Below are 22,151 nucleotides of genomic sequence, written 5' to 3'. Positions count from 1 at the left end.
GGCGTGATGCCAGCGGCCCGGAGCCGTTGGCGTCGGCGGGTGAAGCGAAACGCGTGTTGGTGGCGGAGGAGGGTGGCATCGCGAATGCCGCGAATGCCGCGAAGGCCGCCGGATGGATCCGGGGCGCGGGTGTCGTCGGCGGTGTGGCAGCGACCGCCTACGGCGTGGCGAACCTGGCCACGTACGACACGGACATGATCAAGGCCAATCCCTCGAAATTCGCCACCGACCTCAGCGGAACGGCGTTCAGCGCGTCGATGACCGCGCTGACCGTGGCACCCAACCCGGTCACGGCGGGCCTGGCGATCGGCACAGGCGTGGTTTACGCCGGCTGCCTGGTCTGGGACAACCACGAGGCCATCGGCGAGGGAATCGAGAAGGCGGGGGATTGGGTCGGAGACAAGGCATCGGACATCGGGGACGGTATCGCCGGAGGGGCGAAGAAGCTGGGCGGCGCCCTCAACCCGTTCGACTAGTGAGGGAAAGACATGCACACGACCATCAGCCCTTTCACTCTCGCGTACTGGAAGGAGAAACAGCCTGCCGGGCGCACGAAGTTCGGCTGGCAGGGCACTTCCCCGGAGTTCGGCGACATCCGGGTGGTCTACCCGGCGGGTCGGGACGCGCAGAACGTGATCATCACGGATGTGCGCGGTGGCCTGATCCCCGCGGCAACGTTTGAGACGCGGGGCATGCACACGGACGTCGTGTCCATGCCGACCCTGAACCGTGCGACGCTCCGGGTGGGTGACGGGCTCGTGCGGATGAGCCGCAACCGATGGGCGCCGACGCACCGGGGGCGCTCGCTGCACATGACGTATCTGGGCGACGCGTACAGGCTCACGGCGATCAACCGCCGGGCGTACACCCTGTCGCGGCAGCCCGACGCCGAGGATCCCGGTGTCGTCGTCACGGTGCGGCAGTCCGGCCTCGGAAGCGGCAGGAAGATCACCGTGCAGGCGGCGGGCCGGGCCCTGCCCGCCGACATCTCCCTCGCGGCTCTCTTCACCGGAGTCGACCGGGCCGTGCTCACGCGACGTGGTGCCGTGCGGGCGGGCTTCTCGAGGATCTTCAACTTCTGGGCCGAGTCCCAGGCCTGAGCGACTACCAAGTGAGTGTGTATGCCTTCGTTCGACATGTCCCGGTCCCGCTTCAGGATGGCCGACGACCATGTGATCGTGCTCTCAGAGCTGGCAGCAGGGGGGAGGTGCCCGACGAGCTCGCGGCGGCCCGGAAGGAGCTGCTGGACTGTGGTCTGATCGAAGAGGACGGGAAGCTGTCCCATCTTCTGCTGCCGCTGATGAAGACGGTCCTCACCCCCGGGGTGGTCATTTCGCTGGAGGCCGCCGGCCGTCAGGGCGCGCTGCACCACGGCATGCTGATCGGTGATGAGCACGTCGTCGTGCACGAGGCATGGCCGGGCGAGGCCGAGGCCGAGTACTCCTGTATCGAGCCGAAGATGCTGGTCTGGAAGCTCGCCGACATGGTGAACCTGCAACAGGCACCGGCGGCCCAGGAGGCCGCGCTCTCAGAGGTGGAGACGACCATCGGCGCCGTCGAGGCGGGTCTCGCGGTCTTGGAAGGTGATGGCGTCGTTCGCTCCGCGGACGACGAGCGCGAGATGGTCCGCCGGGCTCTCGCAACGGGCGGCAGCCTCAGCGAGCCTGCGCTGACGGTCGTCACCGGCCTGATCTCCGACCTTCGGTCGAGCTGGCGCCTGACCGCAGCCTGGCAGGCCCGCCACGACGGCCAGGACGGTGTGGAGACGCGCGGCTTCGCTGTCTGGGACTGCGGTCCTCTCGGCTACTGGCTGCGTGAGCTGCCCACCGAGCCTGTGCCTGCGGAGCGGATCACCCCGGTGAGCACCTTCAGGCTCGTGCTCGTGGACGCCAAAACGGTCTGGATGCGGATCACCGGCCTCTTGCCCGACCAGGGCGAGCTCCGGGAGGCCACGACTCACCGGCGCTAGGAAGGCTTGTCAGACGGTGCTGTAGGGGTCTGCTGCGCGGGGTCGGCAGGTAAGGCAGGCGTGGTCCGGCGGCCGACAGGCTTAGGAGGAGGTGCCGGTCTGAGGGGCAGGCCGTGCAGGTGCCTTCGGCCCCCCGTCCGCTGCGGGGACAGGGGGCACCCATGGATAGGACAGTCTTCGCCCTCAGCCGGCTCCGGGCCGGTGGCACAGTGCCACCGGCCCGGAGCCGTTTCGTCCTGTTGGCGGGCGCTCCTCGGCGCACCGGATCCGGAGCCCGGGACCCCTCGCCGGCCGGCCTTCTCCGCCACTCGAATGGCCCCATCGCGCCGCCCCGTGAACACCCGTCGACGCTCCGTACCAGGAATGCCTGAACAGGGGCGACTTCAGCCCTCACCCGTACGGGCGACCCCTCGTGGGAGGCGCCGTGGCCCCATGGCGCCCTCCCCGCCGTGGAGTTGCAGCGGCGCTGGGCCCATGAGTCGGTAGGAGGCGTGTCCCAGCAGAGCTCACCCACCAGGAGGAGATATGGGCACTGTGCAGAACGGCCATTCGGCCGACAGGCTTTCCGTCGTCTTCGCCGTCCAGGTCACCGAGGGCTGCGAGGAAGGGTTTCTGGAGATGTACGACCAGATCCGGAAGTCCGTCGCCCGCACTCCCGGTCACATCATCGACCGTCTCGGAGAACCCGTGGAGGAGGGCTCCCGTCAGTGGGTCATCACCAGCGAGTGGGAGACCCCTGAGGCCTTCTTCGCCTGGCAGCAGAGCGACGAGCACCAGGAGATGGTGGCTCCCCTGCGCAAGTGGGTCGACTCGACCCAGTCGCTGCGCTTCCGTGTCGTCAAGGAGACCGCGGAGGTGAAGTCATGACGCCCACCCAAGGACCCGTCGCCGTGCTCGGACTCGGCACGATGGGCGCCGGCCTGGCCGGTCGCCTGCTCGACCAGGGCGTACAGGTGCGGGTGTGGAACCGCACCCCGGAGCGCGCCGAGCCGCTGACCAAGGCCGGTGCCGTCGCCGCGTCCCGGCCGATAGAAGCCGTCGAGGGCACGAGCGCGACCATATGCACCGTGGCCGACGGCGAGGCGCTCCGCGCGGTGCTGCGGGGACCCGACGGGGTCCTGGCCGGGGGGTCGTACCCCGGAGCCATCATCTGCGCGAGCACCGTCTCCCCGGACGAGGTCGTCCGACTGGTGGGCGACGAGCCCTCCGTGCTGGACGTCGGCATGCTCGGCAACCGCGACCACGCCCGCAGCGGAGACCTGCGGCTGTTCGTCGGCGGTGAGGAGCGGGTCTTCAGCGCGGGCCGGCCGCTGCTCGACATGCTGGGCAAGGAGGTCGTCCACCTCGGCGCACTCGGCTCGGGCATGCGGATGAAGCTGCTCCTCAACCTGCTGATGGGCATCGAGGTCCAGGCGATGGCCGAGGCCGCCGAACTGGCCGCCGTCTCCGGACTCGACCGGCAGCAGGTCCTCGCGACCATCGCGGGCAGCGGGTTCGCCTCCCCGGTCATGGCCTTCAAGTCCAAGCGACTGGCCGCCGGGCGATACGACAAGCCGGACTTCCGGCTGCGTCTGATGGCCAAGGACCTCGCGCTCGCCACGGAGCAGGCCGCGGCCGCCGGGCTGCACCTGCCGCTCACCGCCGCTGCCGCGGAGACCCACATCCGCGCCACCGAGCAGGGCCTCGGCGACGAGGACTGCGCCGCGGTGACCCGCGCGATCGTGCCCGACACGGGAGTCGGCGCATGATCATCGACATTCACGGGCACCTGTCCCCGCCCGAAGCCGCGCAGCGCTTCCCGATGCCGCCCGCCCTGACCGACGTCGACGGCATGCTCGCCGCCCGCGCCGAGGCCGGGATCGACCTGACCATCATCGGCAGCCCCGTCGGGGCCGGCGCGATGGCACGGGTCCCGGGCGTCGACAACTACGCCCAGCCGAGGGACCGGCTGCGCAGCTTCCACGCCTGGATGTCGGGCCTGATCGCCTCGTTCCCGGACCAGCTGCGCGGATATGTGTACGCCAACCCGTTCGGCGACGACGACCATCTGGAGGGTGTCAGGGAGACGCTGGCGGACCCCGCCTTCGTCGGTCTGATCACCACCTCCAGCGTCCACGGCGAGCTGCTCGCCTCCCCGCGGGCCGACTCCTTCTTCGCGCTGGCCGCGGAGGCGGGAGTGCCGGTCATGGTGCACGCCCCGGCCGAACCCGTCGGCATGGAGCACGTCGAGAACATGGGCTTCGTCGAGCAGATCGGCCGCTTCGGCGACCTCACCATGGGTATGGCCATGCTGGCGTTCGCGGGCTGGCTGGAGAAGTACCCGGACCTGCGGCTCATCGGTGCCACCGGCGGCGGTGCGATGGCGCTGCTGGCGGAGCGACTCCAGACGGCGGCGCGGCCCCGGCACTGGGGTCCGCCCGCCGGGGCCCCGTCCACGCGGCCCGGGGAGACCCGCACCCCGCCCACGCAGCCCGTCGCGCCCGCCGCCGACCCGGGCGCGGCTCTCCAGCGGATGTACGTCGACACCAGTCCCCTCAGCGAGGCGCACCTGAGCCTCAACGCGGAGGTCCTGGGGCCCGAACGGATGCTGTTCGGCACCGACTCGCCGCCGATGTCGATGCCGCTGACGGAGTGGGTCCGCATGATCGAGAAGCTGCCGGTCGACAAAGCGGCCCAGCAGCGCATCCTCGGCGGCAACGCCGAGGCCCTCTTCGACCTCAGGAGTCGTCCGTGACCACCACGCAAGACCCCGCCGCCGCAGCCGAGCGGTGCACTCCCGAGTTCCGGCGGAACCCGCACCCGGTCTATGAACACCTGCGGGACAACCAGCCCGTCTGTCCGATGAAGCCGCCGCACGGCATCGACACGTACCTCATCACGCGGTACGAGGACGCACGGGCCGCTCTGTCGGACCCGCGGCTGAGCAAGGACATGTACGGCGCCATGGACGCGTACCGGAGAATCTTCGGCGACTCGTCGGTGGCGCTGGACGACCACATGCTCAACGCCGACGCGCCCAAGCACACCCGGCTGCGCAAGCTGGTCAACTCGGGGTTCACCCCCCGCCGTGTGGAGGCGCTGAGGCCGAAGATCCAGGGCATCACCGACATGCTGCTGGACGCGTGCCCGAAGCGGGAGGCGTTCGACCTGCTCCCCGCCTTCGCCTTCCCGCTGCCCATCACGGTGATCTGCGAACTTCTCGGTGTGCCGGAGGACGAGCGGTCGGACGTCCAGACCTGGTCCACGACGGTGGCCCAGACCGGCTTCAGCGAGGAGTCCAAGCGCGCGCAGCAGCAGGCGGAGGAGAACCTCCACCGCTACTTCTCGGACCTCATCGCGCGCAAGCGCAGCCACCCGGAGGAGGACCTGCTCAGCGCGCTCACCGAGGCGCGGGACAAGGACGGCGGCCTCACCGAGAACGAGCTCGTCTCGACGGCGTTCCTGCTGATGTTCGCGGGTCACAAGACGACCGCGTACCTCATCGGCAACGCGGTCCAGCACCTTCTCTCCCACCCCGCACAGCTGCGCGCCGTGCAGGACGACCCGGAGCTGATGGGCCGGGCGGTGGAGGAAGTGCTGCGCTACGACGGCTCGGTGGAGAGCGCGACGTTCCGCTTCGCGACCGAGGACGTGGAGATGTCCGGGACGCGGATCCCGAAGGGGTCGCTCGTGCAGATCGCGATCACCTCGGCCAACCGCGATCCGCGGAAGTTCGACTCCCCGGACGAGTTCGACGTGTCCCGGCCCGACAACGCGCAGAACGCCCACGTGGGGTTCGGCAACGGCAGTCACTACTGCCTCGGAGCGCCGCTGGCCCGGATGGAGACGCAGATCGCCCTGACGAGCCTGCTCGGCCGCTTCCCGCGGCTGGCCTTCGCCGACCCGGCGCAGGAGCCGGCCTGGCTCCAGGTCCCGTTCCCGGCCTTCCGCGGCCTCTCGGCACTGCCGGTCGTGCTGGAGCCGTAACGGGCACCACGCGCCGCCGTCCGCTGTCCCGGCCCACGGGCCGCTTTCGGGACAGCGGACGGCGGCGTTCACCCCTGTCCGGTGACGCGTCGGCCCTTGCCGGTGTGCTCCCGAGGAGCACACTGACGACATGGCCCTTCCCAGAACGCACCACTGCCCGGCCTGCTCGGACACCGCGGCGCAGGAACCGGTCCTTCATGAAGACCTCGTCATCGGCGCGCCACTGTCGATGGAGGATCTCACCGACGCACAGCGCCTCGACCGTTTCGCGCTCAAATACGCCCACGACGGATGCCACGTCACGGAAGTGCGCCGGGTCCCGCACGACAACCTGAGCGGCTACGCCTGGTCGGTGCGCTTCACGGCGGATTCCTGACCGGCCCTTTCTGTTCCCGAGCCGCGAGTTCGTGCCGGTTGCCGACGAAAGCGCGGCCGCAGCCGGGCGGCAGCAGCCGCGCCACCAGCGCGACTGCTGCTTCCGCGGTGTCGGCCCCGCCGACGGTCCGCGACCGCGACGGCCCGGCCACGAGGAAGCCGCCGCCCGATCGCGGGGCGATGCAGGGGACGTCCCATGTCGGCGGATGCTCGGTGCAGCGACTGACGTGCGGCTCCCCCATGCCGATCCAGGGGAACAGCTGCCGGAGGCGGGGCTGCGCGTAGGCGGCCCGCCCCAGCGCCGGGTCCACGTCGTCGCCGGTTCAGCAACTCCCGCCACGCCGCCTCGCCGCCTCGACGACGCGGCGAGGTGGGGGAGCGTCGCTCACGCTGTGCCCGTCTTCGCCAGGATCTCCATGTAGTGGACGTTCGTCATCACGCCCAGGACGTTGCCGAACGGGTCCACCACGGTCGCCGTCACGAAGCCCGGGCCGTGGACCCGCAGCGGCTGGTACTCCTTCGCGCCGAGCGCGAGCAGCCGGTCGACCGTCGCCTCCAGGTCGTCGACCGCCCAGTGGGCGATGGCTCCGCCCGGGGTGGTCGCCGCGCCCGGCGGGGCGTAGGACGCGTCGACGATGCCCAGTTCGTGCTGGTAGTCGCCGATGCGGAACTCGATGTATCCGGGGCGCTCGAAGTACGGCTCGATGCCGAGCAGGTCCGTGTACCAGGCCTTGGCAGCGGCCAGGTCCTCGGCCCAGAAGTTGATGGTGGCGAGTCCTCGGAGCATGGTCCTCATCCCTTCGTCCCTGCGGTTTCCCCTGACGGAACGATAGGCGCGCACTAGGCCAGATCCTGTCCTAGTGGGCGGCCCTGTCGGGATGCGAACCCGGCGGTGTGCGGTGACCCTGGAAGAGCGGGGGGCAACGCGGCGAAAGGGATGTCCCATGTCCGTGATGGACAAGCTCAAGCAAATGCTCAAGGGCCACGAGGACCAGGCCGGCAAGGGTGTGGACAAGACCGGTGACATGGTCGACGGCAGGACCCAGGGCAAGTACAGCGGTCATGTCGACACGGCGCAGGACCGGATGAAGGACCAGCTCCGTTCCGACCGCGACCAGGGCGGCCCGCCTCAGACCTGACCGCAGGCCGGTCCCCCTCCACGTCACTCACGGCCGGACGGCTCGGGCACCCAGCGCCGGAGCCGTCCGGCCGTCGGCGTGCGACAGCCGCGCCCTTCGGCACGCAGGGCGCGAGGGCCCGGTGCTCAGCGCTCCGAGAGCGGGGCCGGTGCCTCCTGGACCACCCAGCCGTTGCCGTCCGGGTCCTTGAAGAACATGAACGCGTTCCAGGTGTCCCCGCGGCCCTCCTCCCACGAGCCGCTCGCGCCGACGTGCTGCACGTTGCTGACCTCGACGCCCCGTTCGAGCAGTTCCGCGTGCGCCTGGTAGATGTCCGTGACGCACAGCTGGAGCCCCTGCACCGAGCCGGGCGCCATGTCCTGCTGGCCCGGTGCGGGCGGGAGGCCGCTGGAGAGCGCGATCGAGCAGCGGGAGCCGGGCGGGGTCAGCTGGACGATCCGCATGCCCGGGCCGATCTCGGTGTCGGTGTCGACCGCGAAACCGCAGGTGTCCTCGTAGAACGCCCGTGACCGGTCCAGGTCCGCGACCGGGAGGATGACGACTTCGAGTGTCCATTCCATCGGTGCCGTTCCCTTCACTGGGTGAACTGCCACCGCGTCTGGCTGTAGGGGCTCTTGGCGAACCCGAACGCCGTACGCGGCTCCACACGGAAGACCAGGGCTGTCCCGCCGTCGCCCACGAAGGCGCCGTCGCGGACCTCGAAGGTCCAGTCCGCACCGTACTTCTCGACATACGCACCGGCGAGCGCACGCAGCCGCGCCTCGTCGCTCACGGTGGCCGCCGTGCCCTCCAGCACCAGGTCGTAGCCCTCGTTCAGGGCGTTCGCGCCGGTGGTGAGGACCACTTTCCGATTCTCCCGGAGGTTCTTGGCCTTGCGCTCGCCGGGGCCGGTGCAGAAGTGCAGTCCGCCGTCGTGCCACACCGCGATCAGCGGGGTGACGTGCGGGCGGCCGTCCGGGCGTACGGTCGACAGCCAGAACACCTCCGCGGTCCTCAGGTGGTCCACGGCCTCCGACCAGTCCGAGGCGGTGGCCTTCTCCTCGCTGTAACGGGCGTCGAGTTCGGTCACGGGGCTGTTCGCGGCCATGGCGCGGTCCTCTCGGGTCGGATCCGTGTCGGGTCCTGGGGGCTCACTCGGTGGTGACGGGCTCACCCAGGGGTGACTGCGCGCCGCGTCCGTATTCATCGGTCGGACGGGTGGACGGGCCCTCGAAGGGTCCCCCGCGGCCCTCGGCGGCTACGCTCGAATCCGGACCTTGATCGGATGCTCGACAGCTCTTACGCACGACAGGAGACCGCGGGATGACGGTGCCGGGGCGCAGAAGCAGTACGTTCACCCGACTGCTGCGGCACGGCTTCACCGACCCCGGCGAGGCCGAGCGGTTCCTCGAACTCCCGGACATGGCATCCGTGCGGACCGACCCGGTGCTCCTGGAAGCGCTCGGCGCCGTCGCCGACCCCGACCTGGCGTTGCGCAGCCTCGTACGGCTGGTGGAGGGACAGGAACCGCCCGACCGCCGGGTCCTGCTCGACACCCTGGTCAGCGCGAAGCCCTTGCGCGACCGGCTGCTCGGGGTGCTGGGCGCGTCCGAGGCGCTCGGCGACCATCTGGCCCGGCACCCGGGCGACTGGCGGGCGCTGGTCACGTACGAGTCGGCGGACCTGCACCCGGGCGTCGAGGAGTTCGAGCGGTGTCTGGCCGACGCGGCCGACCCGGTGACGCTGCGGATCGCCTACCGGCGCTGTCTGCTGTCCATCGCCGCCCGTGACGTGTGCGGGACGACCGATGTCGCGCAGACCGCCGCCGAACTGGCCGACCTCGCCACCGCCACCCTGCGCGCCGCGCTCGCCATCGCCCGCAGCGCCGCCCCCGCCGACGCGGCCCAGTGCCGCCTCGCCGTCGTCGCGATGGGCAAGTGCGGCGGCCACGAGCTCAATTACGTCTCCGACGTGGACGTGATCTTCGTGGGGGAGCCGGCCGACGGCGCCGACGAGAGCAAGGCGATCCAGGCCGCGACCCGGCTGGCCTCCCACCTCATGCGGATCTGCTCCGAGACCACCGTCGAGGGCACGATCTGGCCGGTGGACGCCAATCTGCGGCCCGAGGGCCGCAACGGGCCGCTGGTGCGGACCCTGTCCAGCCATCTCGCGTACTACCAGCGCTGGGCCAAGACGTGGGAGTTCCAGGCGCTGCTGAAGGCCCGGCCCGTCGCCGGTGATCCGTCCCTGGGGGAGGACTACATCGAGGCCGTCTCACCCTTGGTGTGGCAGGCCGCCGAGCGGGAGAACTTCGTCCCCGACGTGCAGAAGATGCGCCGCCGTGTCGTCGACAACATCCCGGTGGCCGAGGTGGAGCGCGAGCTCAAGCTCGGTCCCGGCGGACTGCGGGACGTCGAGTTCGCCGTGCAGTTGCTCCAGTTGGTGCACGGGCGCAGCGATGCCACCCTGCACAGCGGCAGCACCCTGGAGGCCCTTCAGGCGCTGGCGGCGGGCGGATACGTCGGCCGGGTGGACGCGGCGCAGCTGGACGAGGCGTACCGCTTCCTGCGGGCCATGGAGCACCGGATCCAGCTGTACCGGCTGCGGCGTACGCATCTGGTGCCCGATCAGGAGGCCGATCTGCGGCGCCTCGGGCGCTCGCTGGGGATGCGCACCGACCCGGTCACCGAGCTCAACAAGGAGTGGCGGCGGCACGCGTCGGTCGTGCGCCGGCTGCACGAGAAGATCTTCTACCGGCCCCTGCTCGACGCCGTCGCCCAGCTCACCCCCGGCGAGACCCGGCTCAGCCCGAAGGCCGCGGGACAGCGGCTGGAGGCGCTCGGTTACGGCGACCCGGCGGCGGCACTGCGGCACCTGGAGGCCCTCGCCTCCGGGGTCACCCGCAAGGCGGCGATCCAGCGGACCCTGCTGCCCGTCCTGCTGGGCTGGTTCGCCGACTCGGCCGACCCGGACGCGGGGCTGCTGGGCTTCCGCAAGGTGTCCGACGCGCTCGGCAAGACGCCCTGGTATCTGCGCCTGCTGCGGGACGAGGGCGCTGCCGCGGAGAATCTGGCACGCGTGCTCTCCGCCGGCCGGCTCGCACCCGACCTGCTGCTGCGGGCGCCCGAGGCGGTGGCCATCCTCGGTGACCCGGAGGGACTGAAGCCGCGCGCCCGGGACCACCTGGAGCAGGAGATCCTGGCGGCCGTCGGGCGCGCCGACACCGCGGAGGGCGCGGTCGCCGCGGCCCGCGGGGTCCGCAGGCGGGAGCTGTTCCGCACCACCTCCGCCGACCTCATCGGCTCGTACGGCACCGAGGACAGCCCCGCCGAGACCGACACGGGCGCGCTGGTCGACCAGATCGGGGGCGCCGTCACCGACCTGAACGCGGCGACGATCGCGGGCGCGCTCCGGGCGGCCGTACGACAGCAGTGGGGCGACGAACTGCCGACCCGGTTCGCGGTCATCGGCATGGGACGCTTCGGCGGGCACGAGATGAGTTACGGCTCCGACGCGGATGTGCTCCTCGTGCACGAACCGCGCGAGGGCGTGGACGAGCAGGAGGCCGCCCGGGCCGCGAACGCCGTGGTCTCGGAGATCCGGCGGCTGCTCCAACTGCCCACGGCGGACCCGCCGTTGCTGATCGACGCGGATCTGCGCCCGGAGGGCAAGAGCGGGCCGATGGTCCGCACGCTCGGTTCCTACGAGGCGTACTACCGCCGGTGGGCGCTCGTGTGGGAGAGCCAGGCGCTGCTGCGGGCCGAGCCGATGGCGGGGGACCGGGAGCTCGGCGACCGCTTCATCGAGCTGATCGACCCGCTGCGCTACCCGGCGGAGGGCCTCGGGGACGACGCGGTCCGCGAGATCCGCAGGCTGAAGGCGCGGATGGAGTCGGAACGGCTGCCGAGGGGCGCGGACCCCACGCTGCACACGAAGCTCGGGCGCGGCGGTCTGAGCGATGTCGAATGGACGGTCCAGCTGTTGCAGATGCAGCACGGCTGGGCGGAGCCGGGACTGCGCACGACCCGCACCCGCGAGGCACTGGCCGCGGCGCACGCGGCGGACCTGATCGGCACGGAGGACGCGCAGATCCTCGACGAGGCCTGGGTCCTCGCGGCCCGCGTCCGCAACGCGGTGATGCTGGTCCGCGGCCGCGCCGGCGACACGTTCCCCTCGGAGAGCCGCGAGCTGGCGGCCGTCGGCCGGTACCTGGGTTACGGACCCGGGCACGTGGGCGACATGCTCGATGACTACCGGAGGATCACGAGGCGGGCGCGGGCGGTCGTGGAGGTGCTGTTCTACGGCGCGTGAGCGGACCGGGTGCGGTGCCGGGGGCCCGCGTCGGGCCGGATCAGGCCCGGGCGGGAAGAAGGCTCTTCCGGCCGCCGCTCTCCGGCAGGCGGGGCAGCCGGTGCGGTGCCGCGCCGAACCAGACGTACGAGAGCGCGAAGCCGAAGGTCAGGCAGATCATGCCGCCGACCGCGTCCAGCCAGAAGTGGTTCGCGGTCGCCACGATGACGACCAGCGTCGCCGTCGGGTACAGCAGACCGAGGATGCGTACCCACGGGGCCGACGCCACCGCGCAGATGATGAGGCCGCACCACAGCGACCAGCCGATGTGCATCGACGGCATCGCCGCGTACTGGTTCGACATGTTCTTCAGGTTGCCCGAGGCCATCGAGCCCCAGGTGTGGTGGACGAGCACGGTGTCCACGAAGTCCTGGTTGCTCATCAACCGAGGGGGCGCGAGCGGATACAGGTAGTAACCGACCAGCGCCACACCCGTCGTCGCGAACAGGGCGAGGCGGGCGGCCGCGTACCGCCCCGGATGCCACCGGTACAGCCACACCAGCACCCCGATCGTCACGATGAAGTGCAGCGTCGCGTAGTAGTAGTTCATCGAGACGATCAGCCATGTCACCGAGTTCACGGCGTGGTTGACCGACTGCTCGACCGCTATGCCGAGTGTCTGCTCGACGCGCCAGATCCAGTCGGCGTTGTGCAGGGCCTGCGTCTTCTGCTCCGGCACGGCGTTGCGGATCAGTGAGTACGTCCAGTAACTGACCGCGATGAGCAGGACTTCGAACCAGATCCGGGGCCGGCGAGGCGACCGGAGAGTCTGCAGTCGGCTGCGCCGGACATGCGGCATTTCGGCGACCTCGTCCGTCATGGGTGACGGGGTGGCCGTCCGGCCTTCCAAACTCTTCACGGTCGTTTCACCCATGGGACGAGAGTCTGCCAGATGCGCGCCCACCGACCGATCATCCCTCGGTCTGGTTCCCCTCGCACCCGGTCCGACTCAGGGAGGAGTCAGCCCCGGAGCGCGGCTCCGGGTCCCGACGCCGTCGACCCGCGAACCACCAGCTCAGGCATGAAAATGAACTCGCTGTGCGGGGCGGGGGTGCCCCCGATCTCCTCCAGCAGGGTCCGGACGGCGGCCTGTCCCATGGCCTGCACGGGCTGCCGGATCGTCGTCAGCGGCGGATCCGTGAACGCTATGAGCGGGGAGTCGTCGAAACCCACCACCGAGACGTCGCGCGGCACCTCCAGGCCCAGCCCGCGGGCGGCCCGGATCGCGCCGAGCGCCATCATGTCGCTCGCGCACACCACGGCGGTGCACCCTTCCCCGATCAGGGCGCCGGCCGCGGCCTGACCGCCTTCGAGGGTGTAGAGGGAGTGCTGGATCAGCTCTTCCGACTCCTCGGGGGCGAGACCGAGTTGGATTTCCATGGCCTGCTGGAAACCCTCGATCTTCCGCAGCACGGGAACGAATCGCTTCGGGCCGACCGCCAGACCGATCCGGGTGTGGCCGAGCGAGGCGAGGTGGGTCACGGCCAGATGCATCGCCGCCCGGTCGTCGGGCGAGACGAAGGGCGCCTTCACCTTGGGCGAGAAGCCGCCCAGGAGGACATAGGGCACGCCCTGCCCGCGCAACTGGTCGTAGCGCTGCATGTCCGCGGTGGTGTCCGCGTGCAGTCCCGAGACGAAGATGATGCCGGACACGCCCCGGTCGACCAGCATTTCGGTCAGTTCGTCCTCGGTGGAGCCGCCCGGTGTCTGGGTGGCCAGGACGGGGGTGTACCCCTGCCGGGTCAGAGCCTGGCCGATGACCTGGGCAAGAGCCGGGAAGATCGGGTTGTCGAGCTCGGGGGTTATCAGGCCGACCAGTCCGGCGCTGCGCTGGCGCAGACGCACCGGGCGCTCGTATCCGAGCACGTCGAGCGCGGCGAGTACGGATTCGCGGGTGGCCGCGGCCACACCGGGCTTGCCGTTGAGCACGCGGCTGACTGTGGCTTCGCTGACCCCCGCCTGGGCTGCGATGTCGGCAAGCCGTGCGGTCACAGGATTGGACTGTACCGGGCGCACGTCAGATTGCCCACCACGCACAGGAATCAGCCGGAATACGGGCTGTGTCGCCCGGCTGGTCCATGGCATCGGAGGAGATCAGCAGCCGTCCCGGCGTGGGGAGTTCGACCGCCGACGCGGTGGTGTTGAGGGTGCAGACCAGGCCGTTCCGGGCCAGTACGAGCACCCCGTCGGGACCCGGCAGCCACCGCATCGGACCCCCCGGCAGCCGACGGCGCAGGGCGAGGGCGGAGCGGTAGAGCTCCAGCGTCGACTGCGGGTCGCCGGCCTGGGAGGCCACCGAGAGCGCGCCCCACTCGGCCGGCTGCGGAAGCCAGCTGCCGCCTTCGCCGAAGCCGTACGACGGACCGCCGGCGGTCCACGGGATCGGCACCCGGCAGCCGTCGCGGAAGCCGTCCTGCCCGGCCGCGCGGAAGAACGCCGGGTCCTGGCGCACCTCGCTCGGCAGGTCGGTGACCTCGGGCAGCCCGAGCTCCTCGCCCTGGTAGATGTACGTCGAGCCGGGCAGCGCGAGCATCAGCAGCGCGGCCGCGCGGGCGCGGCGCAGCCCCTGGGCGCCGCCGCCGTAGCGGGTGGGATGGCGGACCACGTCGTGGTTGGAGAGCACCCAGGTGGTGGGCGCTCCGACCGATGCCGTGGCGGCCAGCGACTCGTCGATCACGCTGCGCATCGCCGCCGGCTCCCACGGGCACCGCAGGAACTGGAAGTTGAAAGCCTGGTGCAGCTCGTCGGGCCGTACGTACAGTGCCAGCCGGTCCGCGCTGGGCGCCCAGGCCTCGGCGACCCCGATCCGCTCGCCCGGGTAGGAGTCGAGCAGTCTGCGCCAGCCGCGGTGGATCTCGTGGACGCCGTCCTGGTCGAAGAACGGCAGTGTCTGGGAACCGATCAGGCTGGCCTGTTCCCCGTGGCCGATGTCCGGCATGCCGGCGGCCTTGACCATGCCGTGGGCGACGTCGATGCGGAAGCCGTCCACGCCGAGGTCCAGCCAGAAGCGCAGGACCGAGTCGAACTCGTCGTGGACCTCCTGGTCGTCCCAGTTGAGGTCGGGCTGCTCGGGCGCGAAGAGGTGCAGGTACCAGGCGCCGTCGGGGGTGCGGGTCCAGGCCGGGCCGCCGAAGACGGACTCCCAGTCGTTCGGCGGCAGCTCGCCGTGGGCGCCTCTGCCGGGCCGGAAGTGGTAGCGCCGGCGGGCGCCGTCCGGGTCGGGGTCCGCGAGCGCGGCCAGGAACCAGGGGTGCTGGTCCGAGGTGTGGTTCGGGACGACGTCCACGATCACCCGCAGACCCCGCTCGTGGGCGGTGCGCACCAGGTCGTCGGCGTCGGCGAGATCACCGAAGAGCGGGTCGACGGCCCGGTAGTCGGACACGTCGTAGCCGCCGTCGGCCTGGGGGGAGGCGTAGAAGGGGGTGAGCCACACGGCGTCGATGCCCAGCTCCGCCAGATACGGCAGGCGCTCCGTGGTGCCGCGCAGATCGCCGATGCCGTCGCCGTCGCTGTCGGCGAAGGAGCGGACGTACACCTGGTAGATGACGGCATCGCGCCACCAGTCGCGGCCCTCGCTGGAAGAGCTTGCAGGGCTCTGTCCCTCGGCGGCCGTGGGCGCGGGGAGGCCGACGGCGGGAGCGAGTTCGTGGGTCATGAGTGGGTCCCTCTCGTACGGTCCGGAGGCGGGGGGACGTACAACCAACGAGGTCAACGTGGGTTCGGGCGCTTGGTGACGGTGCTCTCGAACCAAAATATCAGCTCTGCAAGATCTTGCGGAAGTGATTGCGGGGGCGCGCGGAGGCGGTCGGAGCAGCCACCGTCAAGCGATGCAACGGCAACTCTCCGGACACGTGGATGTAACGATCCTCCGCCCTTGCAGAAAATTGCCGCAAGGTCTTTCCGCTTCCTTTCATCCTTGTTACGTTCCTGCCGAACCCGGCGCCGCGAGGGAGCGGTCGGCGGGAGGCCCCCGGCCTCCGCCATCTCGGGCATCTCTGAAGGAGTTCACATGCGGCGTGGCATAGCGGCCACCGCGCTGGTAGCGGCACTGGCACTGGCAGCGACGGCGTGCGGCGGGGACGACAGCGGTGACAAGGCCGGCGGCCCGGTCACGCTGACCTGGTGGGACACGTCCAACGCGACGAACGAGGCACCGACGTACAAGGCGATGATCGCCGAGTTCGAGAAGGCCAACAAGGACATCAAGGTCAAGTACGTCAACGTCCCGTTCGACCAGGCGCAGAACAAGTTCCAGACCGCGGCCGGCAGCAAGGGCGCGCCGGACATCGTCCGCGCCGAGGTCGGCTGGACCGCCTCCTGGGCCAAGTCGCAGTTCCTCGCCCCCCTCGACGGGACGGACGCCCTCAAGAACACCGAGGACATCACTCCCTCGCTCCTCAAGCAGGCCCAGTACGAGGGCAAGACCTACGGCGCTCCCTTCGTCACCGACTCCCTCGGCCTGATGTGGAACAAGGAGATCCTGAAGAAGGCGGGCTACGACAAGGCCCCCGCCACCTGGGACGAGGTCAAGGCCGTCGCCAAGGCGGTCAAGGAGAAGGCCAAGGTCGACGGCTTCACGCTGCGCGCCGACGCCTACTTCGAGCTGCCCTTCCTCTTCGGCGAGGGCACCGACATGGTCGACGCCGAGGCGAAGAAGATCACCGTCAACTCGCCGGAGGCCGTCAAGGCCGTGGACGCGAGCAAGGCCCTCCTCCAGGCCCCGGGTGTCTCCAAGCTCGACGTGACCGCCGACTCGTACGCGCACATGATGGACGCGTTCAACACCGGCAAGGTCGCGATGATCCTCCAGGGTCCCTGGGAGCTCACGAACATCTACAAGGGCGCCGCGTTCAAGGACAAGGCGAACCTCGGGATCTCCGGCGTCCCGGCCGGCGCCACCGGCAAGGCCGGCGCCCCGACCGGCGGCCACAACCTCTCCGTGTATGCGGGCTCCGACAAGGCGCACCAGGCCGCGGCCCAGAAGTTCGTCGGCTTCATGACCTCGGGCGAGACCCAGGCCAAGATCGCGCTGAAGAACGGCACGCTGCCGACCCGTACCTCCGCCTACACCGCCGAGGTCAAGGCCACCCCGGGCATCACCGAGTTCCAGGCGATCCTCGCCGGCACCGCCCGCCCGCGTCCCGAACTGCCCGAGTACAGCTCGCTCTTCGCCGACCTGGGCACCAACCTCACGGCGATCCTGCAGGGCAAGGTGAGCACGCAGAAGGGCCTCGACACCACCGCCGAGTCCTACAAGAAGCTGCTCAAGGACTTCTCCTAAGGCCCCTCGGCCGTCCGGACCGGCCCCGACCGGGGCGGGACCGGACGGCCGCCCGTCGTGGTGCGGCCCGTGACCGGGCCGTGCCACCACGCCGTACACCCTGCTGAGAATCTGTCGTAAAGGTGTCGAAGATGACCGTCGCCGTCGAGGGCGGAAGCGATAAGACCCGGCGTGGCGCTGGGCAGCGTCCCGGGCCGATGAGCCGTATCAGGCAGTCGTACAACCGGAACTGGTACGCCTGGGCCATGGTCGCCCCCGTGGTGGCGGTCATCGGCGTTCTGGTGCTCTACCCCCTGGCCCGCGGCATCTATCTGTCGCTGACCGATGCCAACAGCCAGAACGTCGGCCGGACCATCGGCGTCAACGAGATCCCCGACAGCTTCTCGTGGGTGGGCCTCGACAACTACACGGAGATCCTCTCCGGCGGTGACCACCAGTTCTGGCCCCACTTCACCTGGACGATCGTCTGGACCGTCGTCTGTGTGGCCCTGCACTACGGCATCGGCATGGGCCTCGCCCTGATGCTGAACCGCAAACTCCGCGGCCGCACCTTCTACCGGATGGTCCTGATCCTGCCGTGGGCCGTGCCCACCTTCGTCACCGTCTTCGCCTGGCGGCTGATCCTCGCCGACGACGGCGGCGTCCTCAACATGGTGCTGGAATGGGCGCATCTGCCCACCCCGGCCTGGCTGAGCGACCCGTTCTGGCAGAAGACCGCCGCCATCATGGTCAACACCTGGGTCGGCGTCCCCTTCATGATGGTCTCGCTGCTCGGTGGTCTGCAGTCGATCCCGCCCGAGCTCTACGAGGCCGCCGAGGTCGACGGAGCCACCCCCTGGCAGCGGTTCCGCTTCGTGACGCTTCCGGGTCTGCGCTCGGTCAGCAGCACGGTCGTGCTGCTCGGCGTCATCTGGACCTTCAACCAGTTCGTGGTCATCTTCCTGCTGTTCGGCAACAACTCGGGCACCGATGCCCAGATCCTCGTCACCTGGGCGTACCGCCTCGGCTTCGGACAGGACCCGCGCGACTACGCGGGCTCCGCCGCCTACGGCGTCATCATCCTGTCGATGCTCATCGTCTTCGCCTCCTTCTACCGGCGCTGGCTGGCCCGCAACGAGAAGGCCGTCTGACGGTCCGTACACGGCCAACGGGCCATCAGAAGCAGTCCTGACGAAAGAGAGGGGAGCGACCCCATGAGCACCACAGCAGATCTCCCGGCCGCGGGACCGGCCGCCGAATCCACCGCCGCCGTCCCGCCCCGCGGACGCGCCGCGGGCAAGCGTCCGCTGAAGCGCGGCGAGCGTCCCCGCTCGGCGTCCGTGCTGATCCACAGCGTGCTGATCCTCGCGAGCTTCATCGCCGCGTTCCCGATCGGCTGGATCGCCTGGATCTCCCTCGGTCCCGACAAGAGCGACTTCCTGCACCCCGGCGACATCGCCGGCAAGATCAGCTTCGAGAACTACACGACGGTCCTGAGCGACACGTCGTTCCTCCAGTGGTTCGTCAACTCGCTGATCGTCGCGCTCGGCACGTGCCTGCTGGGCGTCTTCATCGCCGCCAGCTCCGGCTACGCCGTCTCCCGGATGCGCTTCCCCGGCCACCGGCAGCTGATGTGGACCTTCCTGGTCACGCAGATGTTCCCGGTCGCCATCCTGATGGTGCCGCTCTACAACATCCTGGCGAACCTCGGCCTGCTCGACACCTACTGGGCGCTGATCCTCGTCTACTGCACCACGGCGATCCCGTACTGCGCCTGGCTGCTCAAGGGGTACTTCGACACCATCCCCGCGGAGATCGACGAGGCCGGCCGGATCGACGGACTCACCCCGTTCGGCACCTTCTACCGGCTGATCCTGCCGCTCGCGCGGCCGGGCCTGGCGGTGGCGGCGTTCTACACCTTCCTCACCGCCTGGGCCGAGGTCGCCTACGCGTCGGTCTTCATGCTCAGCGACGACAAGTACACCCTCGCCATCGGCCTGACCACCTTCATCAGCGAGCACGACACCCAGTGGGACCTGATGGCCGCGACCTCCGTGCTCATCGCCATCCCCGCCTCGCTGTTCTTCTACCTGGTCCAGCGGCACCTGGTGACCGGTCTCACCGCCGGCGCCGCCAAGTCCTGACCCCCCCCACGAACCGGGGCGCCCGGCCGCCTGACCGGCCGGGTGCCCCTGCTGCCTGACGTTTCGCCCCCATCGCTGCACCGAGCCTCAGAGGGATCGAGAATGACCCAGTACCTGGCTGACGCCCATCACGCCGCCAAGACGACCGCGCCCGGCGCGGACTGGTGGAGAGACGCCGTCATCTACCAGGTGTACCCCCGCAGCTTCGCCGACGGGAACGGAGACGGCATGGGCGACCTTCCCGGCATCCGCAGCCGGCTGCCGTATCTGAGGGAACTCGGCGTCGACGCCGTGTGGCTGAGTCCCTTCTACGCGTCGCCGCAGGCCGACGCCGGTTACGACGTCGCCGACTACCGCGCCATCGACCCGATGTTCGGAACGCTCCTCGACGCCGACGCGCTGATCAGGGACGCGCACGAGCTCGGTCTGCGCATCATCGTCGACCTGGTGCCCAACCACTCCTCGGACGCGCACGAGTGGTTCAAGCGTGCGCTGAAGGAGGGCCCGGGGTCGGCCCTGCGCGAGCGCTACCACTTCCGTCCCGGCAAGGGTGAGGACGGCGAACTGCCGCCCAACGACTGGGAGTCCATCTTCGGCGGCCCCGCCTGGACCCGTACCGAGAACCCCGACGGGACCCCCGGCGACTGGTATCTGCACCTCTTCGCGCCGGAGCAGCCCGACTTCAACTGGGAACACCCCGCCGTCGCGGACGAGTTCCGCTCGATCCTGCGCTTCTGGCTGGACATGGGAGTCGACGGCTTCCGCATCGACGTCGCCCACGGCCTGGTCAAGGCCGAGGGCCTGCCCGACCTCGGCGGCAGCGACCAGCTGAAGCTGCTGGGCAATGACGTCATGCCCTTCTTCGACCAGGACGGCGTCCACGAGATCTACCGCAGCTGGCGCACGATCCTGGACGAGTACCCCGGCGACCGCATCGCCGTGGCCGAGGCATGGACCCCCACGGTCGAGCGCACCGCCAACTACGTGCGCCCCGACGAACTGCACCAGGCCTTCAACTTCCAGTACCTGGGCACCCATTGGGACGCCCCGGAGCTGCGCCGGGTCATCGACCAGTCGCTGGACGCCATGCGGCCCGTCGGTGCTCCGGCGACCTGGGTGCTCTCCAACCACGACGTGACCCGGCACGCCACCCGCTTCGCCGGTCCGCCCGCGGGCACCCAGATCCGCGAGGCCGGCGACCGTGAACTGGGGCTGCGTCGGGCACGTGCCGCCACCCTGCTGATGCTGGCGCTGCCCGGCTCCGCCTACGTCTACCAGGGTGAGGAGCTCGGCCTCCCGGACGTCACCGACCTGCCCGACGAGGTCCGCCAGGACCCCGCCTTCGGCCGCACCGAGGGCCAGGACGGCTTCCGCGACGGCTGCCGGGTGCCGATCCCGTGGACCGCGGGAGGCCCGTCGTACGGCTTCGGCGAAGGCGGCAGCTGGCTTCCGCAGCCGGACAGCTGGGCGGCGCTGAGTGTCGAGGCGCAGACCGGCGACCCCGACTCGACGCTGGAGCTGTACCGCGGCGCTCTCGCGACGCGGCGCGAGCACCCGGCGCTGGGCGCGGGCGACGCGGTCGAGTGGCTGGACGCGCCCGAGGGCGTGCTCGCCTTCCGCAGGGAGGGCGGCTTCGTCTGCACCGTGAACACGACGGGCGCGGCCGTGCGCATCCCCGCTCCCGGCCGTGTCCTGCTCGCCAACAGCGCCGTGCGGATCACCGACGGCGAGGCCGGACTGCCCGCGGACACCACCGTCTGGTGGGCGGTGTGACGATTCCTCCGTCGCGGGGCGGCGCCGTCCAGACCGGCGCCGCCGCCCCGCGGCTCGCGGACATCGCGGCCCAGGCGTCGGTCAGCGAGGCGACCGCCAGCCGGGTCATGAACGGCAAGCCGGGTGTGGCGAGCGGCACCCGGCAGCGGGTGCTGGCGGCGCTCGACGTGCTCGGCTACGAGAGGCCCGTGCGGCTGCGGCAGCGCAGCGCGGGCCTCGTCGGGCTGCTCACGCCCGAACTCACCAATCCGATCTTCCCCGCCTTCGCCCAGGCTCTGGAGCAGGTGCTGGCCGGGCACGGCTACACCCCGGTGCTCTGCACGCAGTTGCCCGGCGGTGCCACCGAGGAGGAGCTTGTCGAGCAGCTCCAGGAGAGCGGTGTCAACGGCATCGTGTTCCTGTCCGGGCAGCACTCCGACACCTCGGCGGATCACTCGCGCTACGCCGAACTCGCGGCCCGGGGAGTCCCGTTCGTCCTCATCAACGGCCACAGCGAGCACATCAGCGCGCCGTGCGTCTCCTGCGACGACCGGGCGGCGATGCGGACGGCCGTGAACCATCTGGCCGAGCTGGGGCACGAGCGGATCGGCCTCGCGATCGGCCCCGTCCGCTATGTGCCGGCGCAGCGCAAGACCGAGGGCTTTCTGGACGGTCTCGTCTCCCTCCTCGGCTACACCCGCGCGGCGGCCGAACAACTCGTGGAGCGCTCCCTGTTCAGTGTCGAGGGCGGCCACGCGGCGGCCGGTGCGCTGCTGGAGAAGGACTGCACCGCCATCGTCTGCGGCAGCGACATGATGGCCCTCGGCGTGATCCGGGCGGCCCGGGAGCGCGGGCTCCATGTGCCGTACGACCTCTCGGTGGTCGGGTTCGACGACTCACGGCTGGTGGCGTTCACCGACCCGCCGCTCACGACGATCCGTCAGCCGGTGAAGGCGATGGCGGCGGCCGCGGTCGGCGCCCTGCTGGAGGAACTCCAGGGCAGTCCGGTGCAGAGCACGGAGTACGTGTTCGCGCCCGAACTCGTGGTCCGGGGCAGCACCGCGCAGGCGCGCCGGTAGGCGTGCTCCGAGGGCCCGTTCGGCTCACCGCGCGCCGCGCGCGAGGTGTGCCCGGGTGCCGGCGCGTGACCGGACCGGCCGGCCGGGCGCGTGGGGTCCGGACGGGCCGGCCCCCCGGCCGACCGGCCCGGAGTCATG

21 protein-coding genes and 1 pseudogene are annotated in these 22,151 nt (G+C 70.5%); 15 read left to right on the top strand and 7 right to left on the bottom strand.

Going from position 1 to position 22,151, the window contains the following annotated elements; translation table 11 throughout:
* The 8 genes and pseudogenes from ACFWU3_RS25890 to ACFWU3_RS25855 all read left to right on the top strand — a co-directional run.
* A pseudogene (locus ACFWU3_RS25890) lies at nucleotides 1-476 on the top strand (hypothetical protein); the annotation flags it as partial.
* Nucleotides 477-488: 12 nt separating this feature from the next.
* Complete coding sequence (locus ACFWU3_RS25885; protein WP_384442165.1) at nucleotides 489-1,100, top strand: hypothetical protein; 612 nt, start codon at nucleotides 489-491, stop codon at nucleotides 1,098-1,100.
* 107 nt (nucleotides 1,101-1,207) lie between these two features.
* On the top strand, nucleotides 1,208-1,969 hold the full coding sequence (locus ACFWU3_RS25880) for a histidine kinase (RefSeq protein WP_384442162.1): 762 nt from the start codon (nucleotides 1,208-1,210) through the stop codon (nucleotides 1,967-1,969).
* A gap of 525 nt (nucleotides 1,970-2,494) precedes the next feature.
* Nucleotides 2,495-2,836 (top strand): antibiotic biosynthesis monooxygenase family protein, encoded by a 342-nt coding sequence (locus tag ACFWU3_RS25875; RefSeq protein ID WP_313946699.1) that lies wholly within the window; start codon nucleotides 2,495-2,497, stop codon nucleotides 2,834-2,836.
* On the top strand, nucleotides 2,833-3,717 hold the full coding sequence (locus ACFWU3_RS25870) for an NAD(P)-dependent oxidoreductase (RefSeq protein ID WP_384442159.1): 885 nt from the start codon (nucleotides 2,833-2,835) through the stop codon (nucleotides 3,715-3,717). Before ACFWU3_RS25875 ends, ACFWU3_RS25870 begins: the two co-directional genes overlap by 4 nt.
* Nucleotides 3,714-4,703 (top strand): amidohydrolase family protein, encoded by a 990-nt coding sequence (locus ACFWU3_RS25865; RefSeq protein WP_384442156.1) that lies wholly within the window; start codon nucleotides 3,714-3,716, stop codon nucleotides 4,701-4,703. The genes ACFWU3_RS25870 and ACFWU3_RS25865 overlap by 4 nt, the downstream gene beginning before the upstream one ends.
* On the top strand, nucleotides 4,700-5,935 hold the full coding sequence (locus ACFWU3_RS25860) for a cytochrome P450 (protein ID WP_384442154.1): 1,236 nt from the start codon (nucleotides 4,700-4,702) through the stop codon (nucleotides 5,933-5,935). The genes ACFWU3_RS25865 and ACFWU3_RS25860 overlap by 4 nt, the downstream gene beginning before the upstream one ends.
* Before the next feature lie 130 nt (nucleotides 5,936-6,065).
* Nucleotides 6,066-6,311 carry a hypothetical protein gene (locus ACFWU3_RS25855; RefSeq protein WP_384442151.1) on the top strand — a complete coding sequence of 82 codons (246 nt, stop codon included), beginning with the start codon at nucleotides 6,066-6,068 and terminating at the stop codon, nucleotides 6,309-6,311.
* Here ACFWU3_RS25855 and ACFWU3_RS25850 read toward each other — a convergent pair.
* Complete coding sequence (locus ACFWU3_RS25850; RefSeq protein WP_384442148.1) at nucleotides 6,295-6,621, bottom strand: DUF6193 family natural product biosynthesis protein; 327 nt, start codon at nucleotides 6,619-6,621, stop codon at nucleotides 6,295-6,297. The genes ACFWU3_RS25855 and ACFWU3_RS25850 overlap by 17 nt on opposite strands.
* 74 nt (nucleotides 6,622-6,695) lie before the next feature.
* The gene (locus ACFWU3_RS25845) at nucleotides 6,696-7,097 is read right to left on the bottom strand and encodes a VOC family protein (RefSeq protein ID WP_384442145.1); all 402 of its coding nucleotides are present in this window, start codon (nucleotides 7,095-7,097) and stop codon (nucleotides 6,696-6,698) included.
* 157 nt (nucleotides 7,098-7,254) lie between these two features.
* On the opposite strand from ACFWU3_RS25845, the gene ACFWU3_RS25840 reads away from it, so the two are divergent.
* Nucleotides 7,255-7,449, top strand: coding sequence for an antitoxin (locus ACFWU3_RS25840; protein WP_327684596.1), 195 nt, complete (start codon nucleotides 7,255-7,257; stop codon nucleotides 7,447-7,449).
* Nucleotides 7,450-7,574: 125 nt separating this feature from the next.
* Here ACFWU3_RS25840 and ACFWU3_RS25835 read toward each other — a convergent pair whose 3' ends face one another.
* Nucleotides 7,575-8,009: a VOC family protein gene (locus ACFWU3_RS25835; RefSeq protein WP_384442141.1), complete on the bottom strand. Its 435-nt coding sequence runs from the start codon at nucleotides 8,007-8,009 to the stop codon at nucleotides 7,575-7,577.
* A gap of 14 nt (nucleotides 8,010-8,023) precedes the next feature.
* Nucleotides 8,024-8,536 carry a pyridoxamine 5'-phosphate oxidase family protein gene (locus ACFWU3_RS25830; RefSeq protein ID WP_384442138.1) on the bottom strand — a complete coding sequence of 171 codons (513 nt, stop codon included), beginning with the start codon at nucleotides 8,534-8,536 and terminating at the stop codon, nucleotides 8,024-8,026.
* 215 nt (nucleotides 8,537-8,751) lie between these two features.
* On the opposite strand from ACFWU3_RS25830, the gene ACFWU3_RS25825 reads away from it, so the two are divergent.
* The gene (locus ACFWU3_RS25825; RefSeq protein WP_384442135.1) at nucleotides 8,752-11,739 is read left to right on the top strand and encodes a bifunctional [glutamine synthetase] adenylyltransferase/[glutamine synthetase]-adenylyl-L-tyrosine phosphorylase; all 2,988 of its coding nucleotides are present in this window, start codon (nucleotides 8,752-8,754) and stop codon (nucleotides 11,737-11,739) included.
* A 40-nt stretch (nucleotides 11,740-11,779) separates the two neighbouring features.
* Here the strand turns inward: ACFWU3_RS25825 and ACFWU3_RS25820 are convergent, their stop codons facing one another.
* From ACFWU3_RS25820 to ACFWU3_RS25810, 3 genes are all read right to left on the bottom strand, one after another.
* On the bottom strand, nucleotides 11,780-12,652 hold the full coding sequence (locus ACFWU3_RS25820; protein WP_384442132.1) for a phosphatase PAP2 family protein: 873 nt from the start codon (nucleotides 12,650-12,652) through the stop codon (nucleotides 11,780-11,782).
* Between the two features lie 86 nt (nucleotides 12,653-12,738).
* On the bottom strand, nucleotides 12,739-13,770 hold the full coding sequence (locus ACFWU3_RS25815; RefSeq protein ID WP_384442129.1) for a LacI family DNA-binding transcriptional regulator: 1,032 nt from the start codon (nucleotides 13,768-13,770) through the stop codon (nucleotides 12,739-12,741).
* A 25-nt stretch (nucleotides 13,771-13,795) separates the two neighbouring features.
* Entirely contained in the window at nucleotides 13,796-15,433 is a 1,638-nt protein-coding gene (locus ACFWU3_RS25810; RefSeq protein WP_384442126.1) for a glycoside hydrolase family 13 protein, read from the bottom strand.
* Between the two features lie 354 nt (nucleotides 15,434-15,787).
* Between ACFWU3_RS25810 and ACFWU3_RS25805 the strand changes: the two genes are divergently transcribed.
* The 5 genes from ACFWU3_RS25805 to ACFWU3_RS25785 all read left to right on the top strand — a co-directional run bounded on the left by ACFWU3_RS25805 (nucleotide 15,788) and on the right by ACFWU3_RS25785 (nucleotide 22,013).
* A complete protein-coding gene (locus ACFWU3_RS25805; protein WP_384442123.1) occupies nucleotides 15,788-17,059 on the top strand; it encodes an extracellular solute-binding protein in 1,272 nt (423 codons plus the stop codon).
* A 131-nt stretch (nucleotides 17,060-17,190) separates the two neighbouring features.
* Nucleotides 17,191-18,189, top strand: a complete 999-nt coding sequence (locus ACFWU3_RS25800) for a carbohydrate ABC transporter permease (RefSeq protein WP_384442120.1) — start codon at nucleotides 17,191-17,193, stop codon at nucleotides 18,187-18,189.
* Between the two features lie 63 nt (nucleotides 18,190-18,252).
* Nucleotides 18,253-19,182, top strand: coding sequence for a sugar ABC transporter permease (locus tag ACFWU3_RS25795; RefSeq protein ID WP_384442117.1), 930 nt, complete (start codon nucleotides 18,253-18,255; stop codon nucleotides 19,180-19,182).
* 102 nt (nucleotides 19,183-19,284) lie between these two features.
* Nucleotides 19,285-20,955 (top strand): glycoside hydrolase family 13 protein, encoded by a 1,671-nt coding sequence (locus ACFWU3_RS25790; RefSeq protein WP_384442114.1) that lies wholly within the window; start codon nucleotides 19,285-19,287, stop codon nucleotides 20,953-20,955.
* Entirely contained in the window at nucleotides 20,940-22,013 is a 1,074-nt protein-coding gene (locus ACFWU3_RS25785; protein ID WP_384442168.1) for a LacI family DNA-binding transcriptional regulator, read from the top strand. The genes ACFWU3_RS25790 and ACFWU3_RS25785 overlap by 16 nt, the downstream gene beginning before the upstream one ends.
* Nucleotides 22,014-22,151: the final 138 nt, after the last annotated feature.

This window comes from Streptomyces sp. NPDC058685 (assembly GCF_042714725.1).
Classification (GTDB): domain Bacteria; phylum Actinomycetota; class Actinomycetes; order Streptomycetales; family Streptomycetaceae; genus Streptomyces.
Note: the sequence above shows the minus strand (reverse complement) of the source record. Positions and strands in the feature narration are given on the sequence as shown.

Excerpts from the sequence above, each read along its gene's own strand:
- ACFWU3_RS25885 (WP_384442165.1), top strand. The coding sequence starts at position 489 with ATGCACACGACCATCAGCCCTTTCACTCTCGCGTACTGGAAGGAGAAA.
- ACFWU3_RS25875 (WP_313946699.1), top strand. The coding sequence starts at position 2,495 with ATGGGCACTGTGCAGAACGGCCATTCGGCCGACAGGCTTTCCGTCGTC.
- ACFWU3_RS25870 (WP_384442159.1), top strand. The coding sequence starts at position 2,833 with ATGACGCCCACCCAAGGACCCGTCGCCGTGCTCGGACTCGGCACGATG.
- ACFWU3_RS25865 (WP_384442156.1), top strand. The coding sequence starts at position 3,714 with ATGATCATCGACATTCACGGGCACCTGTCCCCGCCCGAAGCCGCGCAG.
- ACFWU3_RS25855 (WP_384442151.1), top strand. The coding sequence starts at position 6,066 with ATGGCCCTTCCCAGAACGCACCACTGCCCGGCCTGCTCGGACACCGCG.
- ACFWU3_RS25845 (WP_384442145.1), bottom strand. The coding sequence starts at position 7,097 with ATGCTCCGAGGACTCGCCACCATCAACTTCTGGGCCGAGGACCTGGCC.
- ACFWU3_RS25840 (WP_327684596.1), top strand. The coding sequence starts at position 7,255 with ATGTCCGTGATGGACAAGCTCAAGCAAATGCTCAAGGGCCACGAGGAC.
- ACFWU3_RS25835 (WP_384442141.1), bottom strand. The coding sequence starts at position 8,009 with ATGGAATGGACACTCGAAGTCGTCATCCTCCCGGTCGCGGACCTGGAC.
- ACFWU3_RS25830 (WP_384442138.1), bottom strand. The coding sequence starts at position 8,536 with ATGGCCGCGAACAGCCCCGTGACCGAACTCGACGCCCGTTACAGCGAG.
- ACFWU3_RS25825 (WP_384442135.1), top strand. The coding sequence starts at position 8,752 with ATGACGGTGCCGGGGCGCAGAAGCAGTACGTTCACCCGACTGCTGCGG.
- ACFWU3_RS25820 (WP_384442132.1), bottom strand. The coding sequence starts at position 12,652 with ATGGGTGAAACGACCGTGAAGAGTTTGGAAGGCCGGACGGCCACCCCG.
- ACFWU3_RS25810 (WP_384442126.1), bottom strand. The coding sequence starts at position 15,433 with ATGACCCACGAACTCGCTCCCGCCGTCGGCCTCCCCGCGCCCACGGCC.
- ACFWU3_RS25805 (WP_384442123.1), top strand. The coding sequence starts at position 15,788 with ATGCGGCGTGGCATAGCGGCCACCGCGCTGGTAGCGGCACTGGCACTG.
- ACFWU3_RS25800 (WP_384442120.1), top strand. The coding sequence starts at position 17,191 with ATGACCGTCGCCGTCGAGGGCGGAAGCGATAAGACCCGGCGTGGCGCT.
- ACFWU3_RS25795 (WP_384442117.1), top strand. The coding sequence starts at position 18,253 with ATGAGCACCACAGCAGATCTCCCGGCCGCGGGACCGGCCGCCGAATCC.
- ACFWU3_RS25790 (WP_384442114.1), top strand. The coding sequence starts at position 19,285 with ATGACCCAGTACCTGGCTGACGCCCATCACGCCGCCAAGACGACCGCG.